Source organism: Pallidibacillus pasinlerensis, assembly GCF_009996845.1.
GTDB classification, from domain to species: Bacteria; Bacillota; Bacilli; order Bacillales; family Caldibacillaceae; genus Pallidibacillus; species Pallidibacillus pasinlerensis.
This window is the reverse complement of sequence record NZ_JAACYS010000007.1, coordinates 36,125-59,090: the sequence shown is the minus strand read 5'-3', so window position 1 is coordinate 59,090 and position 22,966 is coordinate 36,125. Positions and strand designations below refer to the sequence as shown.

Annotated in this window: 27 protein-coding genes and 1 riboswitch; of the genes, 22 read left to right on the top strand and 5 right to left on the bottom strand. The window is 35.9% G+C overall.

Going from position 1 to position 22,966, the window contains the following annotated elements:
• Positions 1-35: 35 nt before the first annotated feature.
• Positions 36-124, bottom strand: a riboswitch (cyclic di-GMP riboswitch).
• Between the two features lie 373 nt (positions 125-497).
• The 3 genes from GW534_RS02890 to GW534_RS02880 all read left to right on the top strand — a co-directional run bounded on the left by GW534_RS02890 (position 498) and on the right by GW534_RS02880 (position 1,683).
• Positions 498-662, top strand: a complete 165-nt coding sequence (locus GW534_RS02890) for an aspartyl-phosphate phosphatase Spo0E family protein (protein WP_161919555.1) — start codon at positions 498-500, stop codon at positions 660-662.
• A gap of 302 nt (positions 663-964) precedes the next feature.
• Entirely contained in the window at positions 965-1,447 is a 483-nt protein-coding gene (locus tag GW534_RS02885) for a protease inhibitor I9 family protein (protein ID WP_161919554.1), read from the top strand.
• A gap of 23 nt (positions 1,448-1,470) precedes the next feature.
• On the top strand, positions 1,471-1,683 hold the full coding sequence (locus GW534_RS02880) for an LPXTG cell wall anchor domain-containing protein (protein WP_161919553.1): 213 nt from the start codon (positions 1,471-1,473) through the stop codon (positions 1,681-1,683).
• 68 nt (positions 1,684-1,751) lie between these two features.
• On the opposite strand, the gene GW534_RS02875 is transcribed toward GW534_RS02880, so the two are convergent.
• Both GW534_RS02875 and GW534_RS02870 read right to left on the bottom strand, forming a co-directional pair.
• The gene (locus tag GW534_RS02875) at positions 1,752-2,003 is read right to left on the bottom strand and encodes a TIGR04104 family putative zinc finger protein (RefSeq protein ID WP_246203880.1); all 252 of its coding nucleotides are present in this window, start codon (positions 2,001-2,003) and stop codon (positions 1,752-1,754) included.
• Positions 2,004-2,082: 79 nt separating this feature from the next.
• The gene (locus GW534_RS02870) at positions 2,083-2,727 is read right to left on the bottom strand and encodes a class D sortase (protein WP_312854623.1); all 645 of its coding nucleotides are present in this window, start codon (positions 2,725-2,727) and stop codon (positions 2,083-2,085) included.
• Between the two features lie 316 nt (positions 2,728-3,043).
• Between GW534_RS02870 and galU the strand changes: the two genes are divergently transcribed.
• Both galU and GW534_RS02860 read left to right on the top strand, forming a co-directional pair.
• Positions 3,044-3,931, top strand: a complete 888-nt coding sequence (gene galU / locus GW534_RS02865) for a UTP--glucose-1-phosphate uridylyltransferase GalU (protein ID WP_161919550.1) — start codon at positions 3,044-3,046, stop codon at positions 3,929-3,931.
• Positions 3,932-4,019: 88 nt separating this feature from the next.
• Positions 4,020-4,247, top strand: coding sequence for a hypothetical protein (locus tag GW534_RS02860; RefSeq protein WP_161919549.1), 228 nt, complete (start codon positions 4,020-4,022; stop codon positions 4,245-4,247).
• An 89-nt stretch (positions 4,248-4,336) separates the two neighbouring features.
• On the opposite strand, the gene GW534_RS02855 is transcribed toward GW534_RS02860, so the two are convergent.
• Positions 4,337-5,329 carry an LCP family protein gene (locus GW534_RS02855; protein WP_161919548.1) on the bottom strand — a complete coding sequence of 331 codons (993 nt, stop codon included), beginning with the start codon at positions 5,327-5,329 and terminating at the stop codon, positions 4,337-4,339.
• Positions 5,330-5,345: 16 nt separating this feature from the next.
• Entirely contained in the window at positions 5,346-5,984 is a 639-nt protein-coding gene (locus tag GW534_RS02850) for a YigZ family protein (RefSeq protein WP_161919547.1), read from the bottom strand.
• Positions 5,985-6,289: 305 nt separating this feature from the next.
• Here GW534_RS02850 and GW534_RS02845 point away from each other — a divergent pair, with 305 nt between their 5' ends.
• The 17 genes from GW534_RS02845 (at position 6,290) to GW534_RS02765 (ending at position 21,811) form a co-directional block, all read left to right on the top strand.
• Positions 6,290-7,435, top strand: coding sequence for a sensor histidine kinase (locus tag GW534_RS02845; RefSeq protein ID WP_161919546.1), 1,146 nt, complete (start codon positions 6,290-6,292; stop codon positions 7,433-7,435).
• A gap of 156 nt (positions 7,436-7,591) precedes the next feature.
• On the top strand, positions 7,592-8,290 hold the full coding sequence (locus GW534_RS02840) for a response regulator (protein ID WP_161919545.1): 699 nt from the start codon (positions 7,592-7,594) through the stop codon (positions 8,288-8,290).
• Positions 8,291-8,716: 426 nt separating this feature from the next.
• Complete coding sequence (locus GW534_RS02835) at positions 8,717-9,559, top strand: DegV family protein (RefSeq protein ID WP_161919544.1); 843 nt, start codon at positions 8,717-8,719, stop codon at positions 9,557-9,559.
• 191 nt (positions 9,560-9,750) lie between these two features.
• Positions 9,751-11,256: a DEAD/DEAH box helicase gene (locus GW534_RS02830; protein WP_161919543.1), complete on the top strand. Its 1,506-nt coding sequence runs from the start codon at positions 9,751-9,753 to the stop codon at positions 11,254-11,256.
• Positions 11,257-11,521: 265 nt separating this feature from the next.
• Entirely contained in the window at positions 11,522-12,493 is a 972-nt protein-coding gene (locus GW534_RS02825) for a nuclease-related domain-containing protein (RefSeq protein ID WP_161919542.1), read from the top strand.
• 233 nt (positions 12,494-12,726) lie between these two features.
• The gene (locus tag GW534_RS02820; RefSeq protein WP_161919541.1) at positions 12,727-13,518 is read left to right on the top strand and encodes a ComF family protein; all 792 of its coding nucleotides are present in this window, start codon (positions 12,727-12,729) and stop codon (positions 13,516-13,518) included.
• Between the two features lie 160 nt (positions 13,519-13,678).
• Entirely contained in the window at positions 13,679-14,098 is a 420-nt protein-coding gene (locus tag GW534_RS02815) for a TIGR03826 family flagellar region protein (RefSeq protein WP_161919540.1), read from the top strand.
• A 193-nt stretch (positions 14,099-14,291) separates the two neighbouring features.
• On the top strand, positions 14,292-14,558 hold the full coding sequence (gene flgM, locus GW534_RS02810) for a flagellar biosynthesis anti-sigma factor FlgM (protein WP_161919539.1): 267 nt from the start codon (positions 14,292-14,294) through the stop codon (positions 14,556-14,558).
• Between the two features lie 63 nt (positions 14,559-14,621).
• Positions 14,622-15,104, top strand: a complete 483-nt coding sequence (locus GW534_RS02805) for a flagellar protein FlgN (RefSeq protein ID WP_161919538.1) — start codon at positions 14,622-14,624, stop codon at positions 15,102-15,104.
• A gap of 74 nt (positions 15,105-15,178) precedes the next feature.
• Complete coding sequence (gene flgK / locus GW534_RS02800) at positions 15,179-16,840, top strand: flagellar hook-associated protein FlgK (protein WP_161919537.1); 1,662 nt, start codon at positions 15,179-15,181, stop codon at positions 16,838-16,840.
• 64 nt (positions 16,841-16,904) lie between these two features.
• Positions 16,905-17,813: a flagellar hook-associated protein FlgL gene (gene flgL / locus GW534_RS02795; protein WP_161919536.1), complete on the top strand. Its 909-nt coding sequence runs from the start codon at positions 16,905-16,907 to the stop codon at positions 17,811-17,813.
• A gap of 59 nt (positions 17,814-17,872) precedes the next feature.
• Positions 17,873-18,442, top strand: a complete 570-nt coding sequence (locus tag GW534_RS02790; protein ID WP_161919535.1) for a DUF6470 family protein — start codon at positions 17,873-17,875, stop codon at positions 18,440-18,442.
• Positions 18,443-18,454: 12 nt separating this feature from the next.
• Positions 18,455-18,901, top strand: a complete 447-nt coding sequence (fliW, locus tag GW534_RS02785) for a flagellar assembly protein FliW (protein WP_161919534.1) — start codon at positions 18,455-18,457, stop codon at positions 18,899-18,901.
• A gap of 4 nt (positions 18,902-18,905) precedes the next feature.
• Positions 18,906-19,133 carry a carbon storage regulator CsrA gene (gene csrA, locus GW534_RS02780; protein WP_161919533.1) on the top strand — a complete coding sequence of 76 codons (228 nt, stop codon included), beginning with the start codon at positions 18,906-18,908 and terminating at the stop codon, positions 19,131-19,133.
• A 205-nt stretch (positions 19,134-19,338) separates the two neighbouring features.
• Positions 19,339-19,557 (top strand): hypothetical protein, encoded by a 219-nt coding sequence (locus tag GW534_RS02775; RefSeq protein WP_161919532.1) that lies wholly within the window; start codon positions 19,339-19,341, stop codon positions 19,555-19,557.
• A 377-nt stretch (positions 19,558-19,934) separates the two neighbouring features.
• A complete protein-coding gene (locus tag GW534_RS02770) occupies positions 19,935-21,587 on the top strand; it encodes an SWIM zinc finger family protein (protein ID WP_161919531.1) in 1,653 nt (550 codons plus the stop codon).
• On the top strand, positions 21,578-21,811 hold the full coding sequence (locus GW534_RS02765) for a Uma2 family endonuclease (RefSeq protein WP_161919569.1): 234 nt from the start codon (positions 21,578-21,580) through the stop codon (positions 21,809-21,811). Before GW534_RS02770 ends, GW534_RS02765 begins: the two co-directional genes overlap by 10 nt.
• A gap of 171 nt (positions 21,812-21,982) precedes the next feature.
• On the opposite strand, the gene GW534_RS02760 is transcribed toward GW534_RS02765, so the two are convergent.
• Positions 21,983-22,867: an ABC transporter ATP-binding protein gene (locus tag GW534_RS02760; RefSeq protein WP_161919530.1), complete on the bottom strand. Its 885-nt coding sequence runs from the start codon at positions 22,865-22,867 to the stop codon at positions 21,983-21,985.
• Between the last annotated feature and the right edge of the window lie 99 nt (positions 22,868-22,966).

Sequence of the window (22,966 nt, the reverse complement as noted above, 5' to 3'; positions counted from 1 at the left end):
CAATCACCTCAATATATAAAAGGGTAAATATATACTCAAGCCGCTGGCTAACATAGTGCGAGGATCATACTTTAGTCCCTGTAGCTTTGCGTCACCATTTTTCAATGCTTTGCCTTGGGTTGAGGTATTAGTAGGAAAGTATTTTTGAAGAATAGATTGTAAAGATAGAAAACGATATACTTAAAAAGATTATATAAAAATATTATGACTTTCACAATTGTTTTTATAATAGATTTTTGAAAAAATTTTGGCATAAAATATTAATGGATCCATGTAATTCTTAAGACTTAAAATCTATTACAAATTTATAAAAGATAGGTAATAATGTGTGACTTTTCATAATTTTGACATAGACTTAAGGCTTAATATTAGTTATACTAGACTATAGTTACATAATTTGAAAACATAATAGTTTCTATAAAAAGATTTTTTGTTTTTATGCTGTTTTGTGAAAGGGTTAACAGTTTTAAAGTGCATAGAAATGGGTGAATTTTTTGATGGACAATTTGAAACATTCTCTTATATTGAATCAAATCGAACAGAAACGACATGAAATGTTTGAATGTGCAAAACAAAAAGGAATGCGTTCAAATGAATGTATAAAAAAGAGCCAAGAACTAGATCGGTTAATTGTAATATTACAAAAGGAACTATTGAAATAATTAAAAGTTAAATTTTTGTAGGATAAGAAGAGTATTGGATTATGTTCATAAATTTTATACCTCAATGCAAAATTCCTATGACAATATTGTCATAGGAATTTTGCGAACGATTTTCACATAGGACTAATTACCTATTTATCGTACTTTTTAAACTATTGTTCGACAATAAAAATTATGAATTTACAAACAATTCTTACTTATTTCATATTTTAATATATTCGCGAAAATGATAGAATAAAAGTGTTCTTCCAATCTTTTGGTAGAACACGATTTTTTATACTTTTTTAAAGGGGGAAAGAAAGTTGCAGCGTTTACTAGGGGTATTTTTAAGTTTTCTTCTTATTTTTTCTGCAGTAATTACAGGACTTGCCCCGCAAGCCTCTGCTGCTGAAAAGGAGCTGAAACTCCAAAAAGTCGATTTAAAACGACTTGTAGAGAAAGAAGAAACAATCTCTAAAGAGGAAGCAGAATTGTTTGCTCCAGATGAAAAGGTTCGGGTAGTTGTTGAGGTAGAAGGAGAGCCGGCCATCGAGGAAGCAACGAAACAAAATAAGAAATTTACAGCATTGAAAGAAAGTGTACGAAAACAATTAGAGAAAAAGCTTTTAACAGAGCAAGAAAAAGTAAAAGATGAAATTGCAGTCGAAGGGGTACAAATCGAGTACATAAATGAGTTTACAACCGTATTCAACGGGTTTAGTGGTGAAGTAAAATTCGGTGATATTGAAAAAATTGAGAAGCTTGACAAAGTAAAAAATGTTTATATTTTACAATTTTTACGGTGATTGAAAGTGATGAGGAGAAGATAGTGGTAGGTAAGTTAGACGATAGTACAAAGAAACCGGACGCAAAAGGTGAGGATTCAACAGGGAAATCTAAAGGAGGAAAAGGTGGGAAACTACCAAGTACTGCAACAACTGTTTATAATATGCTTGGTGCAGGTTTAGGCTTCTTAGTCGTATCGATTTTCCTTGGTGTCTATGCTTACATTAGAAAGAGATCCCAAATTATAAAAGAATAACATGGAAAAAGCGAGGATTCGTCCTCGCTTTTTTTAATAAAATCATATTTTCTAAGTTAAGACACTTCTTACCACAACGCTTCTTCTTCGTTTGACAGTTCAATTATAAATGGATAAAAACTATACAATAACACACCGCTAGCGACAATCAAACCTAATCCAATCCATACTGATACGTTAAAAAGTAATGGAAATAAAATAAACAATGGAGGAATAAAATTCATTGCTGCACTTCTTCTTCTCGATCTTTTTGTTACATATTGCTTTTCACCACAATGGGGACAAATTAAAAAATGGTTTAAAGTAAAGGACCTTTTCATCACCTGTTTCCAACTCCATTGTTTATGACAATGTTGGCAAATTGGCACGTGAAACACATCCTTCCTATTAATGTATTATTTAATTTAAAGCAGTTGTATCAAAGGTCGGTTTTGCAAAAAATACGGCGCGATCTGGCGCATTACCGATGTAATGAAACGGATAACAAGTTGTCACTGTCAAGTTTTCTTCACCGTCATAGCGACCGATGACCGTTGTGTCGTCAGCAGGAACAATTTCAATTTTAAAAATTTCATACTCAAAGGATCCGTACGGCATGTGAACAACAAACGTATCTCCTTCTTTTAGTTTATCAAAACCGCGGAAGACTGTGTCACGATGACCGGATAATAATATTTGACTATTTTGTAAAGGTAAGGCGGTTCCTGTATAATGCCCAACACCTTTTCCAAGGTCATCTTCGTCTGTTCCTTCTACAATCGGTAGTTCCTTTTCTAATTTTGGAACACTTAAAACACCGATAATTTCCTCGTTGTCAAAAGTGATGGATTCGGCTTCTTTTTTTAGCCTCATAAGTTCTTCAGGGCTCATATTTGCTGGTTCAATCCCTTTTGCCTGCTTTACAATTTCCTTTGCTGTATTCAAGCTATCTTCCACAGCCTTATTACCGTACCAAATTTGAAATAATGAATACCCAACTAAACTAATCCCTACGACGAAAAAAATCGCGGTTATTATTTTTAAAAACTTTTGCAACGAAATCACCTTCATAAATTTTTTAGCTTACATATATTTAATCGAATTGAGACTGTTAAAGTTTCCTTTATTTTCATACTGAATATTTGTTCTTATATCACTCTATCAAAATGCATTAATAATGAAAATCGTACTTTCGTAGTGAATGTGAAACGGTAATCGTATTCTTATTTTACCGTAGAATAATAGTTATTAAACTTGTAGCGAGGTACTTTCCGTTTTTTTATAGTACAAGAAATTTCTAACTATTTTTACACATTATATTTTACATCAAAAATATACATATCTTAAGTAAATTAATTGTAAAAAAAGAAGGTGATTTTTCTTGAAGTTACGTAAAGCAATTATACCAGCGGCTGGTCTAGGTACTCGATTTTTACCTGCTACGAAAGCGATGCCGAAGGAAATGTTACCAATTATTGATCAACCAACAATCCAATATATCGTTGAGGAAGCGATTGAAGCAGGAATTAAAGATATTATTATTGTGACGGGTAAAGGGAAACGGGCGATTGAAGATCATTTTGATTATGCTTTTGAGTTAGAAGAAACGCTCATTCAACGGGGAAAACTAGATTTGTTACAAAAGGTCCGGCATTCATCGGAAGTAGAAATTCATTTTATTAGGCAAAAAGAACCAAAGGGACTCGGTCATGCGATTTGGTGTGCCAGTAAGTTCATTGGTGATGAGCCCTTTGCTGTATTGTTAGGGGATGATATTTTTATTAACGATCCTCCGGCAATAAAACAATTGCTTAATGTATTTGAACAAAAACGTTGCTGTGTGATTGGTGTTAATAAGGTTTCAAAGGAAGAGACGGAACGTTATGGTATTATCGAGTCGGTTGAAAATGGTGATGGTATACATGAGGTTTTAAGTTTAGTTGAAAAACCGAGAATGGAAGAAGCACCTTCGAATTTAGCGGTTGTCGGTCGATATGTGTTGACACCAGAAATTTTCCCGGTTTTAGAATTTCAACATCCTGGAGCGGACGGTGAGATTCAACTGACCGATGCATTACAAACGTTAAATCACTTTCAGTGTATATATGCCTATGAAATTGAAGGGAAGCGGTATGATGTCGGTGACAAACTCGGTTATATAAAGGCAATGATTGAAAGTGCGATGGAGCGGGATGATCTACGTGACTACGTATTACAGTTTATGAAGGAGAGGGTGCAGAGGGGTAACAAGAGAAGCAGTTCGGGATAAAGGGAGTGGAATTCTTGATATCACGTTAAAAATTCCTGATACCGAGGAAAAATTTCCTGATAAAGAGAGTAGGAACCCTGATACGGCGGTGGAAAATCCTGATAAAGAGGGTAGGTTTCCTGATACCGGAGTGCAAAATCCTGATAAAGAGAGTAGGTTTCCTGATACCGGAGTGCAAATTCCTGATAAAGAGGGTAGGTTTCCTGATACCGGAGTGCAGATTCCTGATAAAGAGGGTAGAATACCTGATACCTCGATAAAAAATTCTGATAAAGGGTGTATTACAGTTTATAAACTTTCCAAAAACGCAAACTAAAAATAAAAACTCCTTGTTCGAATGGACCTGCAAAAGTCAAATTTTCACTCTAACTTTTGGGGCCAGTTCTACAACAAGGAGATTTTTTATTAGCCTTCCAGCTCGAAATCTAAAGCTGTATCCGTAGTTGATATTTCTAAATGTTCTTTTAAAATCTCTGAGTTTTCCATGATAGAATCTTCATCTATCGAATAGTAGTAAACCGAATCCAAATATAAATCTTCACCAGATAATTTCAAATGTTCGATATCGGAAATGGATTTTGCATATGGGTGTAAGGCAACAATATTTTGGAAAGTTAAATTTGTTGCTAAATTATCATCAAGACTTTCTAAAACATCACCATATTTTGTAATGGAAGATAAAGTACCTGCCTTTTTAATAATTGCTGCAACTACTTCTTTTTGGCGATCATTTCGACCAAAGTCGCCCCTTGGATCTTGTTTCCGCATTCGTACGTAAGCAAGTGCTTCTTCACCATCTAAAGTGCGGCGCCCTTCATACAAAGTAATTACCTTATTTTTACTATTTTTTTCCGTAAACGTAAACGGTACATCGACGGTTACTCCGTCTAAGGCATCGACAATATCCATAAAGGCATTGAAATTCAGCTTAACATAGTAATCTACAGGAATATCCAATAGTTCTTCTACCGTTTCAACAGCTAAATCCGCGCCACCGAAATAATGGGCGTTATTAATTTTTTGTGGTTTATAGCCTGGGATTTCCACTCGAGAATCCCGCGGAATACTTAACAATTTAACGGTATGGTCATTTTTATTAAATGTGGCAAGTAATAAAACGTCAGACCGACTATTGGTTTCTCCAGAACGTTCATCGACTCCGATAAATAATACAGAAAAATTATCTTTCCCAGGATACACAGGTTTGACCCGTTTTTCTGATTTTTCACCACGGGTTAACTCTTGATGGGCTTCATTCGTTACGTTCATCGCTTTAAGGGCAAGATTACCAACATATAAAAGAACGGCCACTAAAATAATTAAAATCGGAGTGATAACATACCATTTCTTTTTACTTTTCTTTTTTCTCCGATTCCGGAGTCTAGAATTTTCTTCCATAGAAAATTCTCCTTTCTTAATCAGAAACCAAGGTCTCTAAATAAATGACCTCACCTTCACGTATATCAGCTTGTCCACTTGTTCGTTCAATCATCCAATTACGAAACTCTTCTTCTTTCCCTGCATCAACATAAGTTTCAATTTCAACTTTATCTAAATAATGTATTTCTTTAATAGTATAAATCGATGAACGTAATTCATTTTCTATTTTACCTAGCCAAGTGTAATCGATTGTCGTATGCATGATTCGTGTCAATTTTCGTTCAACAATGCCAACGGCCTTCAAACCTTCAGAAGTCGATTTCGAATAAGCCCGAACGAGCCCACCTGCGCCAAGTTTAATGCCTCCGAAATAACGGGTAACGACAACAACTGTATCTTTTACATTCATTTTCTTTAAAACTTCTAACATCGGTACGCCGGCAGTTCCACTAGGTTCTCCATCATCGTTTGCCTTTTGGAATTGATCATGCTCGCCGACTAAATAGGCAGAACAGTTATGGGTTGCATCGTGATTCAGCTTTTTAATTTTTTGAATAAAGGCTTGTGCTTCTTCCTCGGTTTCTGCGCGATCAACGTATGTGATAAAACGCGATTTTTGAATAACAATTTCATGCTCCCCGTAGCCTTTTACAGTTAAATAGGCGTTCCGCATAAGAAAAAAGCCCCTCTCGTGTAAAATGTTTGTATTTTTAGAAAATTTATTTATAATGACTGATAAATGCATACAATCTATTATAATGAGAAAAAAGCAGTACTGCAATAAATGGATTGTTTTACCTAATATACTCATATAAAATGTTACAATGTTATTAAGGGATTTTTGACGATTATCTCGATTTATTTGATTAAAGAACAAAAAACTTTTCTTTTCGTCATATTTTTACATGTTTTTTATTTTTTTAATGTTACGATAAGATTAGAATACTCTTTTTGAGTATGTTTTTTGGAGTGAAAACGATGACAACTGAGAATATCAATTTAAAAACAATCGATAACATAATTGAAAATATGATTGATACTGTTGATCAAAGTAAAACCGAAATCTTTGAAATTGGTGAACAAAGTCGACAGGATTACGAATCAATTATTGATGAAATAAAGAAAATCAAAAAAATGGTCATTGAAATCATCGAAGAGGAAGAAACTCTCGATAAAGAAGTACGTCGGGCTCGACTGCGCTTATCAGAGGTAAGTAAACATTTTGATAGGTATTCAGAAGAAGAAGTGCGTCAAGCTTATGAACATGCCCATAATTTACAAGTGAAGCTGACAATGACTAGACAGATTGAACAACAACTACGAAATCGCCGAGATGAATTAGAAAGAAGAGTTATCAGCATCCAAAAGACGATTGACCGGGCTGACCGATTAGTATCACAAATTTCCGTAGTTTTAAATTATTTAACAGGCGATTTGAAAAATGTTTCTGAAATTATCGCTGATGCCCGTGAAAAACAGGAGTTTGGTTTAAAAATAATTGAGGCACAAGAAGAAGAACGGAAACGTCTATCAAGGGAAATGCATGACGGCCCAGCCCAATTATTGGCCAATGTGATGATGCGTTCCGATTTAATTGAAAAAATTTATCGGGAAAGAGGCATAGAAGAGGCCCTCGTGGAAATCAGGGGCTTGAAGAAAACGGTTCGTGATGCTTTGTACGAAGTTCGCCATATTATTTACGATTTACGTCCAATGGCTTTAGATGATCTCGGTTTAGTGCCAATTTTGAAAAAGTATCTCCAAACAGTAGAAGAATACAACAAAGTTCGCAACATTCGTATACCTTTTATTTTTATCGGAAAAGAACGTCGCTTGAATTCAAAAATGGAAGTAGCTTTATTTCGCTTAATTCAAGAATCAGTACAAAACGCTTTAAAACATGCCAAACCGACTGAAATCCAAGTGAAATTAGAAGTGAATCTTCATAGGGTAACTGCCATTATTAAAGATGATGGTATTGGATTTGACCCAAGTGTAAAAAAGGAAGGCTCCTTTGGTATTTGTGGAATGAAAGAACGAGTTGAACTTTTAGAAGGGAAGCTTGCAATTCAATCAGAAAAGGGAGTCGGGACTAAAGTCATAATTGATGTTCCGATAAAATAAGTAAAATGGACCTAGTTATATTGGGAAAAGTTATTTTACAATTGTAATGACGGGGATAAATAGGGTTGTTTGTTTGGAGAGGAACCGGTTTTAAAAATGTTTCTTCTTCGTAAATAGGGATATTTCTTGCTAATCCAAAAAAGAGGGGGAACGATTATGACGACAAAAATACTCGTTATTGATGATCATCAATTATATAGAGAAGGTATAAAGAAAATACTAGAGTTTGAGAAAAGTTTTGAAGTGGTAGGCGAAGGTTCGGACGGAGACCAAGCGATTGAACTTGTTCGTAGATATAATCCAGACGTTGTAATTATGGATATTAATATGCCAAATATGAATGGGGTCGAGGCAACGAGGCACCTAGTACGAACTTTCCCAGATACAAAAGTGATTATTTTATCAATCCATGACGATGAAAACTACGTTACCCATGCTTTAAAGACCGGGGCTAGTGGTTATTTATTGAAGGAAATGGATGTCGATTCTTTATTGGAAGCTGTTAAAGTGGTCGCTGAAGGTGGTTCATACATACATCCGAAAGTCACTCATAATCTTGTAAAAGAATTCCGTCGCCTTGCGGAAACAGCAAATAAATATCAAGCAAGTGGCGGTGGCGTCGTAAACTACGAAGTAAGACGGCCATACCATTTATTAACACGCCGTGAGTGCGAAGTTTTACAATTGTTAGCTGAAGGAAAAAGTAACCGGAAAATTGGTGAACGGTTATTTATAAGTGAAAAAACGGTGAAAAACCACGTAAGTAACATTTTACAAAAAATGAACTGTGAAGACCGGACTCAAGCTGTTGTAGAGGCAATTAAAAAAGGTTGGGTTGAAGTAAAAATAAATTAGTTTAGTAGAATTTGAGATGAGAACTGCTCCGTGACGAATAGCTGCCCTTTTAAATGGGTCAGATCAGAACGGGGGGTTTTTTTTTATTTGATTGTGATGAGGAAAAGATGCATAATTTTAGAGGTGAATACATATCATCTTTGAGGGTGTTTGCTGTACAAGTCTTTAATTCTATTATAAATAACTGTGGCGTAGGGAGACCGTTGAAAACCCTTTCAATTTTTTGTTTAAAATAAAGGAAAACGCGAATCTTTGTAGAATTGTTTTTCAAAGTAAGTCTCTTTCTATTGAAAGACATTAATAGTACAATGGAACTTGTTGTTTTTGTCTTGGATTGGGTGGTGCTGTTACATTTGGCGCAATATCCTCCGGAACAAGCGGAAGCTAAGAGCACTATAAAATATTACTGAAAAGGAGTGCATATATTTGAGAACCGCTATTGTTACTGATAGTACGGCATATATACCTGAAGATGTTCGGAATCAAAATAACATTCATATGATTCCATTGAGTGTCGTTTTTGGAAACGAATCTTATAAAGAAGAAGCTGAAATAAAAGCGGCAGATTTTTACGAAATGATGCGTACGCAAAAAGAGTTGCCGAAAACAACACAACCTTCTACAGGGATGTTCGTTGAGTTATTTGAAAAATTAGCGAAGGATTATGATGCAGTCATTAGTATCCATTTATCAAGTGGAATTAGTGGTACATATCAAGGTGCAGTTACTGCTGGTGAAATGGTTGAAGGAATTAAAGTTTATGCTTTTGATTCCGAAAGTAGCTGTATGATCCAAGGATTTTATGCGTTAGAGGCTGCGAAGTTAGCTAATGAAGGTGTGGAACCTGATGCGATCATGAAGCGGTTGAACGAGCTAAAAGCAAAATCCCGCGCTTATTTTATGGTGGATGATTTGACGAACTTACAAAAAGGCGGACGATTAAGTGGTGCATCTGCTTTAATCGGTGGTTTGTTACAAGTTAAACCTGTCTTACACTTCGTTGATACAAAGATTGTTCCATTTGAAAAAATCCGTACAAAGAAAAAGGCGTTAGCCCGAATTACGGAACTTTTTACAGAAGATGCGAAAAAAGGAACACCACTACGGGCGTGTGTTATTCATGCAAACCGTGAAGAAGAGGCGAAAAAATGGCTTGCTGAATTAGAAGAACAATTCCCGAATGTGGAATTTACTTTAAGTTACTTTGGTCCAGTTATTGGTACACATTTAGGCGAAGGTGCCTTTGGTTTAGGCTGGATGCCGCAGTAATTTTTACTTTTATGTTTTTGAACTTATATATTTATATCTTTTATTTTTTTATGGGAACTTGTTGTTAAACTTGTTCCACTTTCCTTTATCCCTCTAATTTTCCCTCTTGAAATTCCTTTTCCTGTAGTTGTAGTATGCGCGATTTTTCATTTCCCATTTTTAACAACTAAATTAATTGTGAGGTGGTTGATTTGTTGTTTATTAAAAACGATCAGGAGCTGGTTCCACGTGTGTTGCTTGATGAATATGATACTGCAAAATTGGTGCGGATCGCTGATTTGAGCTTGGAGGAACTTCGTGAAAAACCAATCAATCTTGAGTTCGAGTTTAATCGGAAATTGCAGTTGTTTTTAAGTGGACGGAATTTATTGTTGGAAGAAGTGCCTTTTTCCATTGAAGAAATTCATGAACATGTGAGACATGGTTATGTGGCCTATCGACAAGGGATTGTGTCTGAGGGTGGTGGTTATTGTTGTCGTCGCTGTGGAAATCGTGATCTGCAACTATTTTATTCCTTTGCATGTGCTCGTTGTAAGCAGTCTTGTGTATATTGCCGGCAGTGCATTATGATGGGCAGGGTTACGCAATGTACACCACTTTTAGAATGGACTGGGCCGAAGCCAGACTTTCATTTTGAAGATGCATTAGTGTGGTCTGGTACATTGTCTCCATCACAAGCTGAAGCATCGGAAAAGATAAAAGAAGCGGTCCGCGAACGGAAGGATTTATTAGTTTGGGCGGTTTGCGGTGCCGGTAAAACGGAGATGTTATTTGAAGGAATTGAAGAAGCATTGCGTCTTGGTTTACGTACAGCCGTTGCCACCCCAAGAACGGATGTTGTTTTAGAACTCACGCCTCGTTTTCGAAATGTGTTTCCCGAAGTGTCTATTTCCTCCCTTTATGGTGGTAGCGAAGATCGACATCGTTTTGCTCCCCTCGTTATTACAACAACCCACCAATTACTCCGATTTAAAAATGCCTTTGATGTCATGATCATTGATGAAGTTGATGCTTTTCCCTATGCTGCCGATGAAATGCTACAACAGGCGGCCGAGGCTGCTCGCACGGAGAATAGTGCCCTCGTATTTTTAACCGCAACACCAAAAGAAGCGTGGCAGCGTGAGTGCTTTTCTGGGAAGCGGAATTGTGTTATTTTGCCGGCTCGTTTCCACCGTCACCCGTTGCCAATTCCGAAGTTTGTCTGGTGTGGGAATTGGCGTAAGGAAATTGAGAAAGGGCGGATTCCTGTGCCTGTTTTGAAATGGTTTCGGGAGCGACTGGAGATTGGGAAACAAGCGTTGGTGTTTTTTCCAAATATTGAGTTAATGGAAATGGCTTTGCCACTGTTTCGTCAGTTTGATGAGCGAATTGAGGCTGTCCATTCGGAAGACCCTTTACGAAAAGAAAAAGTACAAGCCATGCGTGATAGGGTGGTGCCGATTTTATTAACAACGACAATTCTGGAGCGAGGAGTAACCTTCCCGAATATTGACGTAGCCGTTGTCGGAGCGGAAGACGACACCTTTACCGAAAGTGCGTTGGTCCAAATTGCAGGTCGCGTCGGCCGCAATCCAAAATATCCGGACGGTGACATTACCTTTTTTCATCATGGTCAGACTCGAGCTATGGTCCGTGCACGAAATCAGCTATTGCGGATGAATCGCGACGCCCGTGCGAAGGGATTGGTGGATGGGTGAATTGTTTATTTTAGAATAATTATTTTGGGGATTTTTATAATTTCGCACACTTTTTGGGAAAATCGCACAAAAATTTAAGATTTCGCACAAAATCCGGGGAATTCGCACACTCGTGCTTGAGTTTCGCACAAAATCTAGGAATTTCGCACACTTCTACCAAAATATCGCACAAACTAAACTCAAATCCATGTAAAAAAACTAAATCTACAAATAAATTACTCTACTTTTTTAAAAAATTTATGAAACTAGGAGGTAATTTATAAAAATGATCCTTAAAAAACGTGAAAAATCACAAACATTGCAAACTTATGAAGTATTACTTAATAGATTAGTAGCTGATAATCCGAAACGAGAGATAATCGAAAATGATTATTCAATGTTTTTGTCTGGATACAGAGGAGAAAAAGCGATTGATTACCCATTAACTTATTTAAATGAGAAGGAGTATAAAATTTTACATGATTTAAGATTGTATGACGGGAAACATTATTTCCAGATTGACACTCTAATTACTTCTCAAAGAATGTTAATCCCGTCCGAAATTAAAAACTATTCCGGAGTATTAACATTCGATCCGATTTTCAAACAGCTCATTCGTAAAAACAATGATAAAGAAGAAGCACTCCCAAACCCAGTGGTTCAAGTTAAAAGACAGGCATATCACTTAAAACAGTGGTTGGAAATAAACAAATTTAAAAATATACCGATTGTACCAATTGTAATTATGGCTAATGAACGTGCAGTAATAAGATTGAACCACACGAATAGTGAAGTCCCGAGAATTGTTACGACAACTTATAACTTTCCTGAAAAAATCGCAACTTTAGAAAGACAATATTCTAATGAAATTTATACGAAACAAGAATTAAGGAAGCTAACGAGAAGATTACTAAAACAACATGAACCTAATACTAAAAATTTATTACAACAATATGACATCCCTCGAGAACATATCATTAAAGGTGTTAGATGTGAAAATTGTTTGAGGTTTGGGATAGAACGAGGTCATGGAATTTGGATTTGTGGACATTGTGGTCATATATCAAAACAGGCCCATATTGCTGGCTTGCGGGACTATGCACTATTATTCGGGCCGGAAATTACAATTCGAGAAGCAATGGAATTTTTACAAGTTTCATCACGATATACGGTGAGAAGGTTACTCAATTCCCTCGGTTTCGTGAAAGAAATCTCGAAAAATAGACTTAAATACTTTATAGATTTAGAAAACCTGTAATTTAGATGTTTATGTGTAAGTGGCTAGATGCGTGTTCGCACAAAATATTGGATTTTCGCACAAAAAAATGACAAATTCGCACACTTTTATATGAAATTCGCACAAAAAAATGGAATTTCGCACAAGATTTTAGTTTTTCGCACATTTTGGTTGAAAAATCGCACAAAACCCGTCTTAAAATCATTTCATCTAGCAATTTTTGAATAAAAAATTAAAAATAGAGGTGGTTTTTAATGAAACTATTAAAACCCGACCTTTGCTTATACTGTTTCCAACCCATTTCTCCAAATTACACATGGCGATCGGTTTTTCTTGCTCAACTTAATCGGCAAATTTGCAGTAAATGTGAGAATCAACTTGAAAGAATCATGGGCACGACTTGTCAGATATGCCACAGGCCAAAAACTGAAACAAATAAACAATATTTTAAAGATGATTTATGCAATGATTGCATCCGTTGGGAGGAGTCGTCGAAATGGCGGGGGACGCTTACGAAAAACACATCAATTTATGTTTATAATGACTTTATGGCTGAGCTGATCGCAAAATTTAAATATCGTGGGGATTATGCGCTGGCGAAAATTTTTGCAGAGGACATCCAAAATATTCTCCGAAGCTTGCAATACGATGTGATTGTTCCGATTCCTTTAAGTGAGGAGCGGTTATACGAACGCGGGTTTAATCAAGCAGAAGCTCTTCTCATTGAAGCGGGACTACAGCCATCAAACATCCTCGAGCGCACACATACAGAAAAACAATCAAAGAAAAGTAGAGAAGAGCGGATTCATTTACCACAGGTGTTCAAACTTTCACAAATCAAACCGACGACGGAAACAATCACCTCCAAGCAAATCCAAACATCTAAAAATCAACAAGCCGCCCCACCCACTAACTCAATTAAAAATAAACACATCCTACTCGTTGATGATATTTATACAACAGGTTCAACACTACGTCACGCAGCATATATCCTGGAACAAGCCGGGGCGAAATCGATTCAATCTCTTACATTAGCAAGGGGATAACGTAATTTCTGCGTGGGCCCCTCAACCCGTATCTCAAAGCCCACTACTATATTGTGAACATTTCGTGCTATTTTTCCTACCCCATTAAACAATCAAGGACTTTTGGTCGATATAAATATTAAATAACTATATACGTTTAGAAATAGAAAGGTAGATTGCCATGGATATTGTAAACTGTTCCAGATGTGGAGGCATATATGTAAAAAATCCGGTTCGTGATATTTGTGATCGTTGTTATAGAGAAGAAGAAGAAGCTTACGAAAAAGTTAGCAAATATTTAAAGAAGCGGGAAAATCGAACGGCGTCGATGCTTCAAGTCGTTCAAGATACAGGTGTATCAGAGGAATTAATTTTGAAATTTATTAAAAAAGGACGGATCAAACTAGTCCAATTTCCCAACCTCGCATATCCGTGTGAAAAATGTGGGAATCCTATTCAGACAGGGAGATTGTGTAGTAAGTGCGTAAACGATTTTAAAAATGAACTAGAAATTTTTGAAAGAGAAGAACAACGTAAAAAAGAAATGGAAGAAAAACGGGCATATTACGCTGTGAATGAAAAATATAGGAAGCGTCAATAAGTGCGGATCAAACCAACCTGTAACCATATAGTGCACGTTGCCTTTTCAAAAAATCTAGTCCAAAAGGCTCCCGCAACAATCGAATTAGTCAATTTTATTCATTTTACAAGAAAGTTTTTCCACTGGTTAAACTTTTACAAATTTGTGTCGATATAATTTTTAGCAAAGATTGAACGAAAGTGAGGGAATACAGATGAAAATTCAAAATTACGGTCCATCTGGCCTCAATCCTTACAAACGGGAATTACAAAAAGCGGAAGCATTAAAGAAAAATCCGATGAAGACGGATGACAAAATCGAAATTTCTTCCGAAGCGTTAAAACTTCAACAACAATCAACTGACCCAGTACGTCAGGAAAAAATAAATCAATTAAAAGAACTAATTCAGAACGGTACGTATAAAATTAACCATCAACAAGTAGCAGAAAAAATCTATAATTATTTTGCAACAAAAAACTAATTTGAGCGGCTACAGACAACCATGATTTCAACATTAAGAATACAAAACGAAAAGGTGAGGGCCATGGATTTTATCACTTTAATTAATATTTTGGAAAAAGAGTTAACGTTATACAAAAGTTTATATAGTGTTGCGGTGAAAAAGACGGACATCGTGAAAAAAGGTGATGTACAAGCCCTCAATCAATTAATGACGAACGAACAAAAACATATTACATCGATTACGGCGTTGGAAAAACAACGGGTCGCGGAATTAAACAAGCTATTCCCAAACCAAACGGAAAATTTACCGACAATAACCGATTGTATTGACTTGGCTCAAGGTGACCAAAAAGCTAAATTACAATCCTTATTCCAAAGTTTAACGGACGTTTTGGAAAAAACGAAAGAACAAAACAAACTGAACCATGAACTTATTAAAAACTCACTCCAGTTTGTTAATTTTTCCCTAAATCTTTTCCGTCCCAAAATAGATAACTTTAATTACGGACCGAATACTGGAAAACAACAATCAAATTCATCGTCCATTTTTAATTCTGAAGTTTAATTTTTATATTAAAAAACCACTTCGAAAACAGAAAAATTATATACAGAAAATATCTCACGATCGGAGGCGCAAGCATGGTTTCAACATTCCACGGCCTAGAAACGGCAAAAAGGGGACTAACCGCCCAACAGTCAGCCCTTTATACAACAGGTCATAATATTTCGAATGCCAACACAAAAGGTTACACGAGACAACGGGTTGATTTTCAAACTACTAATCCTTACAACGCAACATTCGGACAAATCGGGACAGGTGTTGAACCAGGGCAAGTTACCCGAATTCGGGAAAGCTATCTCGATGTCCAATATCGTACGGAATATAATAAACTGGGCTATTATAGTTCCATTTCTTCCGCGTTAGCAAAAATGGAAGACATCATTAACGAACCTTCTGATACCGGGCTACAAGCGGTTATGGATAAATTTTGGAATTCATTACAAGACTTAGCAAACAACCCGCAAAACTCAGCAACACGTCAAGTCGTTGCATCGAACGGACAAATGTTAGCTGAAACAATTAATTACTATTACAACTCCTTGGAGCGAATCCAAAGTGATCTGGGACAAGAAATTAATGTAACGGTCGGTAATATTAACGCGATTGTTTCACAAATTGATGAATTGAATAAACAAATCGCAACAGTTGAACCGCACGGAAAATTACCGAACGATTTATATGATCGACGCGATCTTTTAGTCGATGAATTATCAAAGCTAATTAATATCGAAGTGGATACAGTGATTCCACAACAATATGGACAACCATCTAAAACAGCGGTCGGTCTATACGAAATTCGAATTGTTGGTGCGAACGGATCGGATTATGGTGATGGAATCAAACTACTTGAGGTAAACAATACCACTGGACGGTCAAGTGTTAATAAACTTGAGGTAACAACTAAGGACAACGGACTAAATAAACCTGTAAATGCGATTAAAGTTAACGGAAAAGAAATAAATAACCTCGGCTTTGGCGGTGAACTTGGCGGGATAATTAAAAGCTATGGTTACCAACTACCGGGTGAAGTCGGTTCAGGTTATTACCCTGAAATGTTAGAAAGTCTTAATAAACTAACATTTGCCTTTGCAATGGAGTTTAACAATATTCATACACAAGGGTATGGTCTAAATAGTGAAGAAAAAGCACCTGTATTTTTTGACTTAGGTATTGAAATAAACCGCGAAACGGCAACGGAAACAGAGTTAAGAGAAGCATTTCAATATCATCCGACTAAAAATTACGCACAAATGATTAAGGTAAACGAAGATATCATTGAAGATCCATCATTAATTGCAGCAGCAAGTGAAAAAGGTGGATTCTCCGGGGACAATGACAATGCTTTTGAATTGGCGAATATATTTTCAAAGGATTTCAGTGAGTACTTTACTGAAACAGTAAATGAATTTGATGAAGAAGGAAAAGTAATCGGTATTAAAGAGAATAAATATGGATCAGCTCCATCGGGACTTAATGGCAGTTTCGCATCATTCTATGCTGGGCTTGTTGGTGACTTAGGTGTCGATGCGCAAAGTGCAGTTCGAAATCAAGAAAACGTACAAGTCCTTGTTGATTCTGTCGATTATAACCGAAAATCCGTATCAGGAGTTTCTCTAGACGAAGAAATGACCAATTTAGTTACTTTCCAACACGCTTATAACGCATCAGCAAGAATGATTACGGTCATTGATGAGATGCTTGATCGAATTATTAACAGTACAGGTATTGTAGGACGATAATAACGCGAAGGTAGAAACGCGTTAATGGCACAAAAATTCTGATTACGAAAAGGCGGTGAAAAACATGCGGGTAACCCAATCAATGTTATCAACGAATATGCTACGAAATTTAAGTAATAGTTACAATAAACTTGGTAAACTCCAAGAGCAGCTAACGACACAAAAGAAAATCACCCGTCCATCCGATGACCCGGTTGTTGCCATGCTTGGGATCGGCTATAGATCAGATTTAAACCAGGTTCAACAATTTAGCCGTAATATTGGTGAAGTAAACAACTGGCTTGATACGACAGATGATGCACTAGCGGAAGGTATAAGCGTTCTGCAACGTTTACGTGAATTAACCGTTCAAGCTTCAAACGGAACATATGAAGAGGGGCAACGAGAAGCGATTGCCGTTGAAATTGAACAACTGCAAGACCAACTATATACAATTGCGCGAACACAAGTTGGAGATAAATATATTTTTAATGGAAAAAATACGAATAACGTTCCGAATGTTGTGGAAGCCACAAATGAAGCCGGAGAAACTTATAAAAAAGTTGAATTTACACCTGGAACAATTAATATTGAAATCTTTGATGGCATTACAATCGACGTTAATACAAGTGGACAATTACTTTTTGATGACTTACTTTCAGAAGAAGGTTCACTCTCCCAATTAATCAATGTCTTGAAAGATCCGAATACAACTGATGAAGAGATTGGCGCATTTTTAGATTACCTCGACGGGCAAATTGATACATTTTTAAAAGAACAAGCTAAAGTTGGTGCGAAGCAAAACCGTGTAGAATTAATGGAGGATCGGATTAGTCAACAGGAAGTTACCGCAACGAAGATTTTGTCTGAAAACGAAGATGTTGATATGGAAAAAGTAATTACGGAATTACTAACACAAGAATCTGTTCACCGAGCTGCTTTAGCAGTAGGTGCAAAAATTATCCAACCAACCCTTGTTGACTTTTTACGATAAGCTATTCCTCTTTAGGATAGCTTTTCTTTTTAAAAATCTCTTGAAAAAGAGGGATAGTAATGAGAATACCACAAATAAGACTTGAATCTACGTTTATAAAAACAGGTTTGGAAATCCAAAAACCAGTGCAAAAAATTGAACAACCAAAGGCCAACCAATCCATCCAGCAACCAAAGGCTGAGCTGGAAATCTATACAGTACCCGGCAGACTTACGGTCGACCAAACCGAGGCAAGGGCTCAATTGGGTTTCAAAACAATACCACGTTTAGTTTCTGAATTTGCTCAAGCGGGTAAGCAAGCAGCTCTTGAAGGGATTGGTAGACGGGCAAGTGAAGGAGAACAATTAATGAGAATCGAAAATAAAGGAAACCCTATACCACAAATAGCCGAATCGAATGCGTTTAAGGAAAAACAATTCGGCATTGGCTGGATTCCATCCCACGGAAGTGTGAAACTCCACTATACACCAGCGGACGTCCAAGTGAAGGCTACACCACGGAATCCAATCATTGATGTGCAAATCCAAAAGCCAATTCACGAGTATACGCCAGGAAACGTTTCGGTATATGTTGAGCAGAAAAACTCATTGAAAATTGATTTCGTTAATCTTTTTAACGAAACCATTTAAGCAGGTGAAACTATGAACATCCAAACAAAGTATTTTAACGAAGTAACCATTAATAAAAAAGATATCCTACATTTTGAACACGGAATCCCCGGGTTTTTAGAGGAAAAAGAATTTGTGATATTACCTTTAACGGAAGACAATGTTTATTTTGTCTTGCAATCGGTCCGAACTACGGAACTAGCTTTTGTTGTGACAAATCCGTTCTTATTTTATAAAGACTATGATTTTAAATTGGACGAAGCGATTGTTGAACAGCTCGACATCAAACAACCAACCGATGTTGCAGTCTATTCGATTTTAACGCTTCAAGATCCGTTTGAGAAAACAACAGCCAACCTCCAAGCACCGGTCATTGTTAATGTGAAAAATAACAAAGCAAAACAGGTGATTTTAAACGATGAGAACTACAAAACGAAACACCCATTGTTTAAAGAATCCCCTGCTTCGGTAAAGGGGTGAGTCGATGTTAATTTTATCAAGAAAAAAAGGTGAAGCCATACAAATCGGAGACGGCATAGAAATTCGAGTTGTTTCCATTCAAGGTGATCAAGTAAAAATCGGCATCGACGCACCAAAATCAGTTGAAGTTTTTCGGAAAGAAATATATGACCAAATCCAGGCAGAAAACAAACAAGCGGCTGTTGCCTCACCGAATTTATTTAAACTCATCCCAAAAAACGATAAAAAATAATTTTTTCAAAAGAAAGGCTAAACACCGTGTTAATAAGCCTTTCATTATAAAATTAATGAGGTTTTATGTTCTTTTTGCAATATTCCATTAAATAGAGTAATGTTTCTTCGTTTTTTGAGAAGAAATAAAATAATTTAATACCAAATGTTTTGTTTGAGAGTTTTGAAGACAATGATAGAATAATGTAAAAAGAGGAGTGATTGAGTTGGTCAAGCAGTTATCGAACGATACATACATTTGTGCGATGAGTAAGGATAATGAACCGGTTATGCGGGTTGTTTCTGGGACGGAAGTTGAGATTGAAACATATGACTGCTTTTTGAATAAAATCGAAAGTGAAGACATGCCGTTTAATGAGATAAATTGGGACCAAGTGAATCCGGCAACGGGACCAATTTATGTAGAAGAGGCTGTGTGCAATTGAGCCTGTCCCTTAGGTGTTAGAAATATTGCTACGGGAATTCCACAATAGGATGCTTCTATCCGTATAGGTATGGTGTCTGCCATTTCCCGAATAATCTTATATCACAGAATGTTCCTCGAGAATTCTTAATTGTCAATGGTACTCTTTTATTAACGAAAGGAAAAATATTAATAAAATTCCAAGAGAATTTGCTCGGCTTACTCAACCTCATGAATTAGATAAAATTCTGAATACGTGTGGATACCTACCTCTTTTAATTTATCTTCACTTTGTATTCAATAGATATAAAATCCATACGAATTTCCACAAAGGTAGAAAATTCCCAATAATTGATGTACCTTTATATATAGAAAATTAAAGACTTCGAGGGTAAAAAAATGAATATAAAAAGTTTTGAAACGAGTATTAGTAGGAAAATTTTAGATAGAGGTTATGGCTATTACATTGAGGGGAATGTTTTAGAAGCTACATCACCTGCACCTGATGAATATGAATTTTTCATTCAAGGTAGTGATACGTACAAGGTTATGGTGCAGTTGGATGATATTGGTGAAATCCTTTATTCCGAATGTGATTGTCCCTATGATTTAGGCCCGGTATGCAAGCATGAAGTTGCTGCATATTATGAGTTAAATGAGTTATTGCTTGATGAAAATAAGACAAAAGTAGAAAAGCCTTTATCACTTCATAATATGCTAGTCAGTCTATCGAAGGAAGAATTGATCCAAATTATTTTAGAAATAACGGAAAATGATTTTGTAACGAAAAACCAAATTATGTTTAAGTACTCAAAAGGACATGCTGATCAAGAACTTGAAAATTGTAAGAGATTAATTCAATCGATTGTACATAAATATATGAGTAAAGGGTTTATTCACTATCGAAAAGTATCCGATTTTTCATGGGAGTTAAGTGAAGTACTTGAAAAGGTGGCGGACACCAACGATATGTTACTAGCGATGGATATCGCTATTTTAGTACTAACAGAAGCCATTGGGGCATTTCAATATGCCGATGATTCTGGTGGGGAAATCGGATCGGTCGTAAATGAAGCAATACAGACGATCAGTGAAATTGTCTCAGAAAATGTCAGTATTGATCAACAATTAAAAGAAAAAGCCTTTACGAAGCTCATGGAACTAGTGGATCACGAAGTGTTTGATGGATGGGAAGAATTCCAAACAGATATTTTATGGATTTGTACGAAATATGCAGACGAACCAATACTCCGTGAAAAATTAAAAACGAAAATACAGACCTTATTAAGTGCGAAATCAGATCATTATAGCAGGTATAATAATGAAAGTTTATTGACTATTTTATTTGATTTAATCGAGAATTTTGGAACAGAAGAGGAAGCGGAGCAGTTTATTATTGATCATCTTTCCTATACAACGTTTAGGGAACATTATATAAATAAATGTATAAAGGAACAAAACTTTGAAAAAGTCATTGAATTGGCAACGGAAGGCGAAAGACAAGATAGGCAGTATGCGGGGTTAGTAACCAAATGGAAAGAAATTAGATACGCAGCCTACAAAGAGCTTTCCTACAAGGAAGAACAGTTCGCGTTGGCAATGGAACTTTTCCTCGATGGAAAATTTGAATATTATCAGGAAATGAAGGAATTAACAACAGATGACCAAGTTGTCTTTTACAATCATATTAAAAAAGAGTTGAAGAAGAGGAAAGATTGGTTTGCTCAATCCCTATACTTACAATTAATCGAAGAAGAAAATGACGTTGTAGAGATTATGGAATTTGTCCAAAAACACCAAAATTATGTAGAACAATATGCTGAACTGTTGATTGGGCATGACAAGAAAAAAGTAATAAAAATATATAGAAATTACATTAAGGAAGAGGCGAAGGCCAGTTCAAATCGAAAGGCCTATCAAAGAATATGTGGAAAGATAAAGAGATTTAAAAAATTTGCAGGGGTGGATATTCAGCAAGAATTAATTAGTGAATTAAAGGAGTTATATAAAAGAAGACCTGCATTTGTAGATGAACTGAATAAATTAAAATAAAAAACAATGAGCAACAATCCGCTGTTCGAAATGTCCATATCCGTTATAAAAGTAAACTGGATGAAAAAGGTTGTAACGGCTCCCCAGATTTAATTGTCGAAATTCTTTCTCCCTCAACAGCTAAAATGGATAAAATATTAAAACGCAATTTGTATGAAGAAGCTGGAGTGAAAGAATATTGGATTGTAGATATACAAAATGAATTGGTAGAAGTTAATTTTTAGAACAGGGCCAACAATATGGCAAACCAATATATTATGCAAATAATGATCAATTAGAGTCTTTTCTCTTTGAAAAACTTAAAATCGAAGTTAGTGATTTATTTTCTTAAAAGAATTTGTACAAATAAATAATGTACAAATTCTTTTTTTGTCATTTTACAAATCATTGGAGAATCATAACCCTTCCTTCAAAATTCCATAAATCAGGCAAAATGCCATTGTGAGCATGAAAATAGCCATAGCCAAGTCTGTTTTGCTTTTTGGATTGTCGAAAAATTGCATTGTGTTTGGATCGTAATAAACAGTAACTTCCTTTCCTCGGTCTTCCTTCTGGGCGCTTTTATCACCTACAAATTGGTGTACTTTCCCGTCAACTTCCACTCTGTAAACTGGACTTATCGATTCATGTTTGATACCGTCGTCCATTGAACTATATATGTAAAAGCTATGAATGACCGCCTTTACCGGTTTTAATGTGCTTTTATCAACGAACACCCTTTTTAAACTCGAAATACCGACATATAAAACGAGAAGAAGGAAAAACGAATAAGCGATTAGATACGATGTCACAGTTGTTAAAGAAGAATGATCATTTAAAATAAGTAGCGCTGTTGTGGCGATAGACCCTATAGCAAATATTATAAAAGGCTTATAGATTCTTGTATTCCTTTCTACTAATTCAGCCAACTTAAAATCTACTATATTGTTTTGTTCATCAAACTCTGGATAAATATCAATTGTGTCATTTATATTAAAATCTCTATGTAATTTATTTCTCTCTTTCTTAATTTGAATGGTTTCGCCACCTGTATTGATTTCAAAGGTGTATGTTGTTTTCCCTCGATAACCGTGAATCACTTCTTTATTTACAACCTTCGCTTTATGTTTTTTTACAGTTTCAACTGTTTCTCTCGACTTTTTTCGTAATTTAATATCGGTAACGACTAAAAATATCCCAGCGACAGATAAAAATAAAAAAATCGATGTTAGTAACGAAAACTCGTACCAAAACAAACCTATACAAACAATGATAAGAAAGAATACAATAACTACTCCCATAATCCCGCTCCTAATTCCATTATTTTATACGATACCAAAGTTTGACTAAGTATGAAATAAGACGAAAATACTAGATTTGTAGAAAAAAGCTGGCTACAT

Excerpts from the sequence above, each read along its gene's own strand:
- GW534_RS02875 (WP_246203880.1), bottom strand. The coding sequence starts at position 2,003 with ATGAAAAGGTCCTTTACTTTAAACCATTTTTTAATTTGTCCCCATTGT.
- GW534_RS02815 (WP_161919540.1), top strand. The coding sequence starts at position 13,679 with ATGGATATTGTAAACTGTTCCAGATGTGGAGGCATATATGTAAAAAAT.
- GW534_RS02790 (WP_161919535.1), top strand. The coding sequence starts at position 17,873 with ATGAGAATACCACAAATAAGACTTGAATCTACGTTTATAAAAACAGGT.
- GW534_RS02855 (WP_161919548.1), bottom strand. The coding sequence starts at position 5,329 with ATGGAAGAAAATTCTAGACTCCGGAATCGGAGAAAAAAGAAAAGTAAA.
- GW534_RS02825 (WP_161919542.1), top strand. The coding sequence starts at position 11,522 with ATGATCCTTAAAAAACGTGAAAAATCACAAACATTGCAAACTTATGAA.
- GW534_RS02820 (WP_161919541.1), top strand. The coding sequence starts at position 12,727 with ATGAAACTATTAAAACCCGACCTTTGCTTATACTGTTTCCAACCCATT.
- GW534_RS02845 (WP_161919546.1), top strand. The coding sequence starts at position 6,290 with ATGACAACTGAGAATATCAATTTAAAAACAATCGATAACATAATTGAA.
- GW534_RS02760 (WP_161919530.1), bottom strand. The coding sequence starts at position 22,867 with ATGGGAGTAGTTATTGTATTCTTTCTTATCATTGTTTGTATAGGTTTG.
- GW534_RS02890 (WP_161919555.1), top strand. The coding sequence starts at position 498 with ATGGACAATTTGAAACATTCTCTTATATTGAATCAAATCGAACAGAAA.
- GW534_RS02850 (WP_161919547.1), bottom strand. The coding sequence starts at position 5,984 with ATGCGGAACGCCTATTTAACTGTAAAAGGCTACGGGGAGCATGAAATT.
- GW534_RS02805 (WP_161919538.1), top strand. The coding sequence starts at position 14,622 with ATGGATTTTATCACTTTAATTAATATTTTGGAAAAAGAGTTAACGTTA.
- flgK (WP_161919537.1), top strand. The coding sequence starts at position 15,179 with ATGGTTTCAACATTCCACGGCCTAGAAACGGCAAAAAGGGGACTAACC.
- csrA (WP_161919533.1), top strand. The coding sequence starts at position 18,906 with ATGTTAATTTTATCAAGAAAAAAAGGTGAAGCCATACAAATCGGAGAC.
- flgL (WP_161919536.1), top strand. The coding sequence starts at position 16,905 with ATGCGGGTAACCCAATCAATGTTATCAACGAATATGCTACGAAATTTA.
- fliW (WP_161919534.1), top strand. The coding sequence starts at position 18,455 with ATGAACATCCAAACAAAGTATTTTAACGAAGTAACCATTAATAAAAAA.
- GW534_RS02840 (WP_161919545.1), top strand. The coding sequence starts at position 7,592 with ATGACGACAAAAATACTCGTTATTGATGATCATCAATTATATAGAGAA.
- flgM (WP_161919539.1), top strand. The coding sequence starts at position 14,292 with ATGAAAATTCAAAATTACGGTCCATCTGGCCTCAATCCTTACAAACGG.
- GW534_RS02770 (WP_161919531.1), top strand. The coding sequence starts at position 19,935 with ATGAATATAAAAAGTTTTGAAACGAGTATTAGTAGGAAAATTTTAGAT.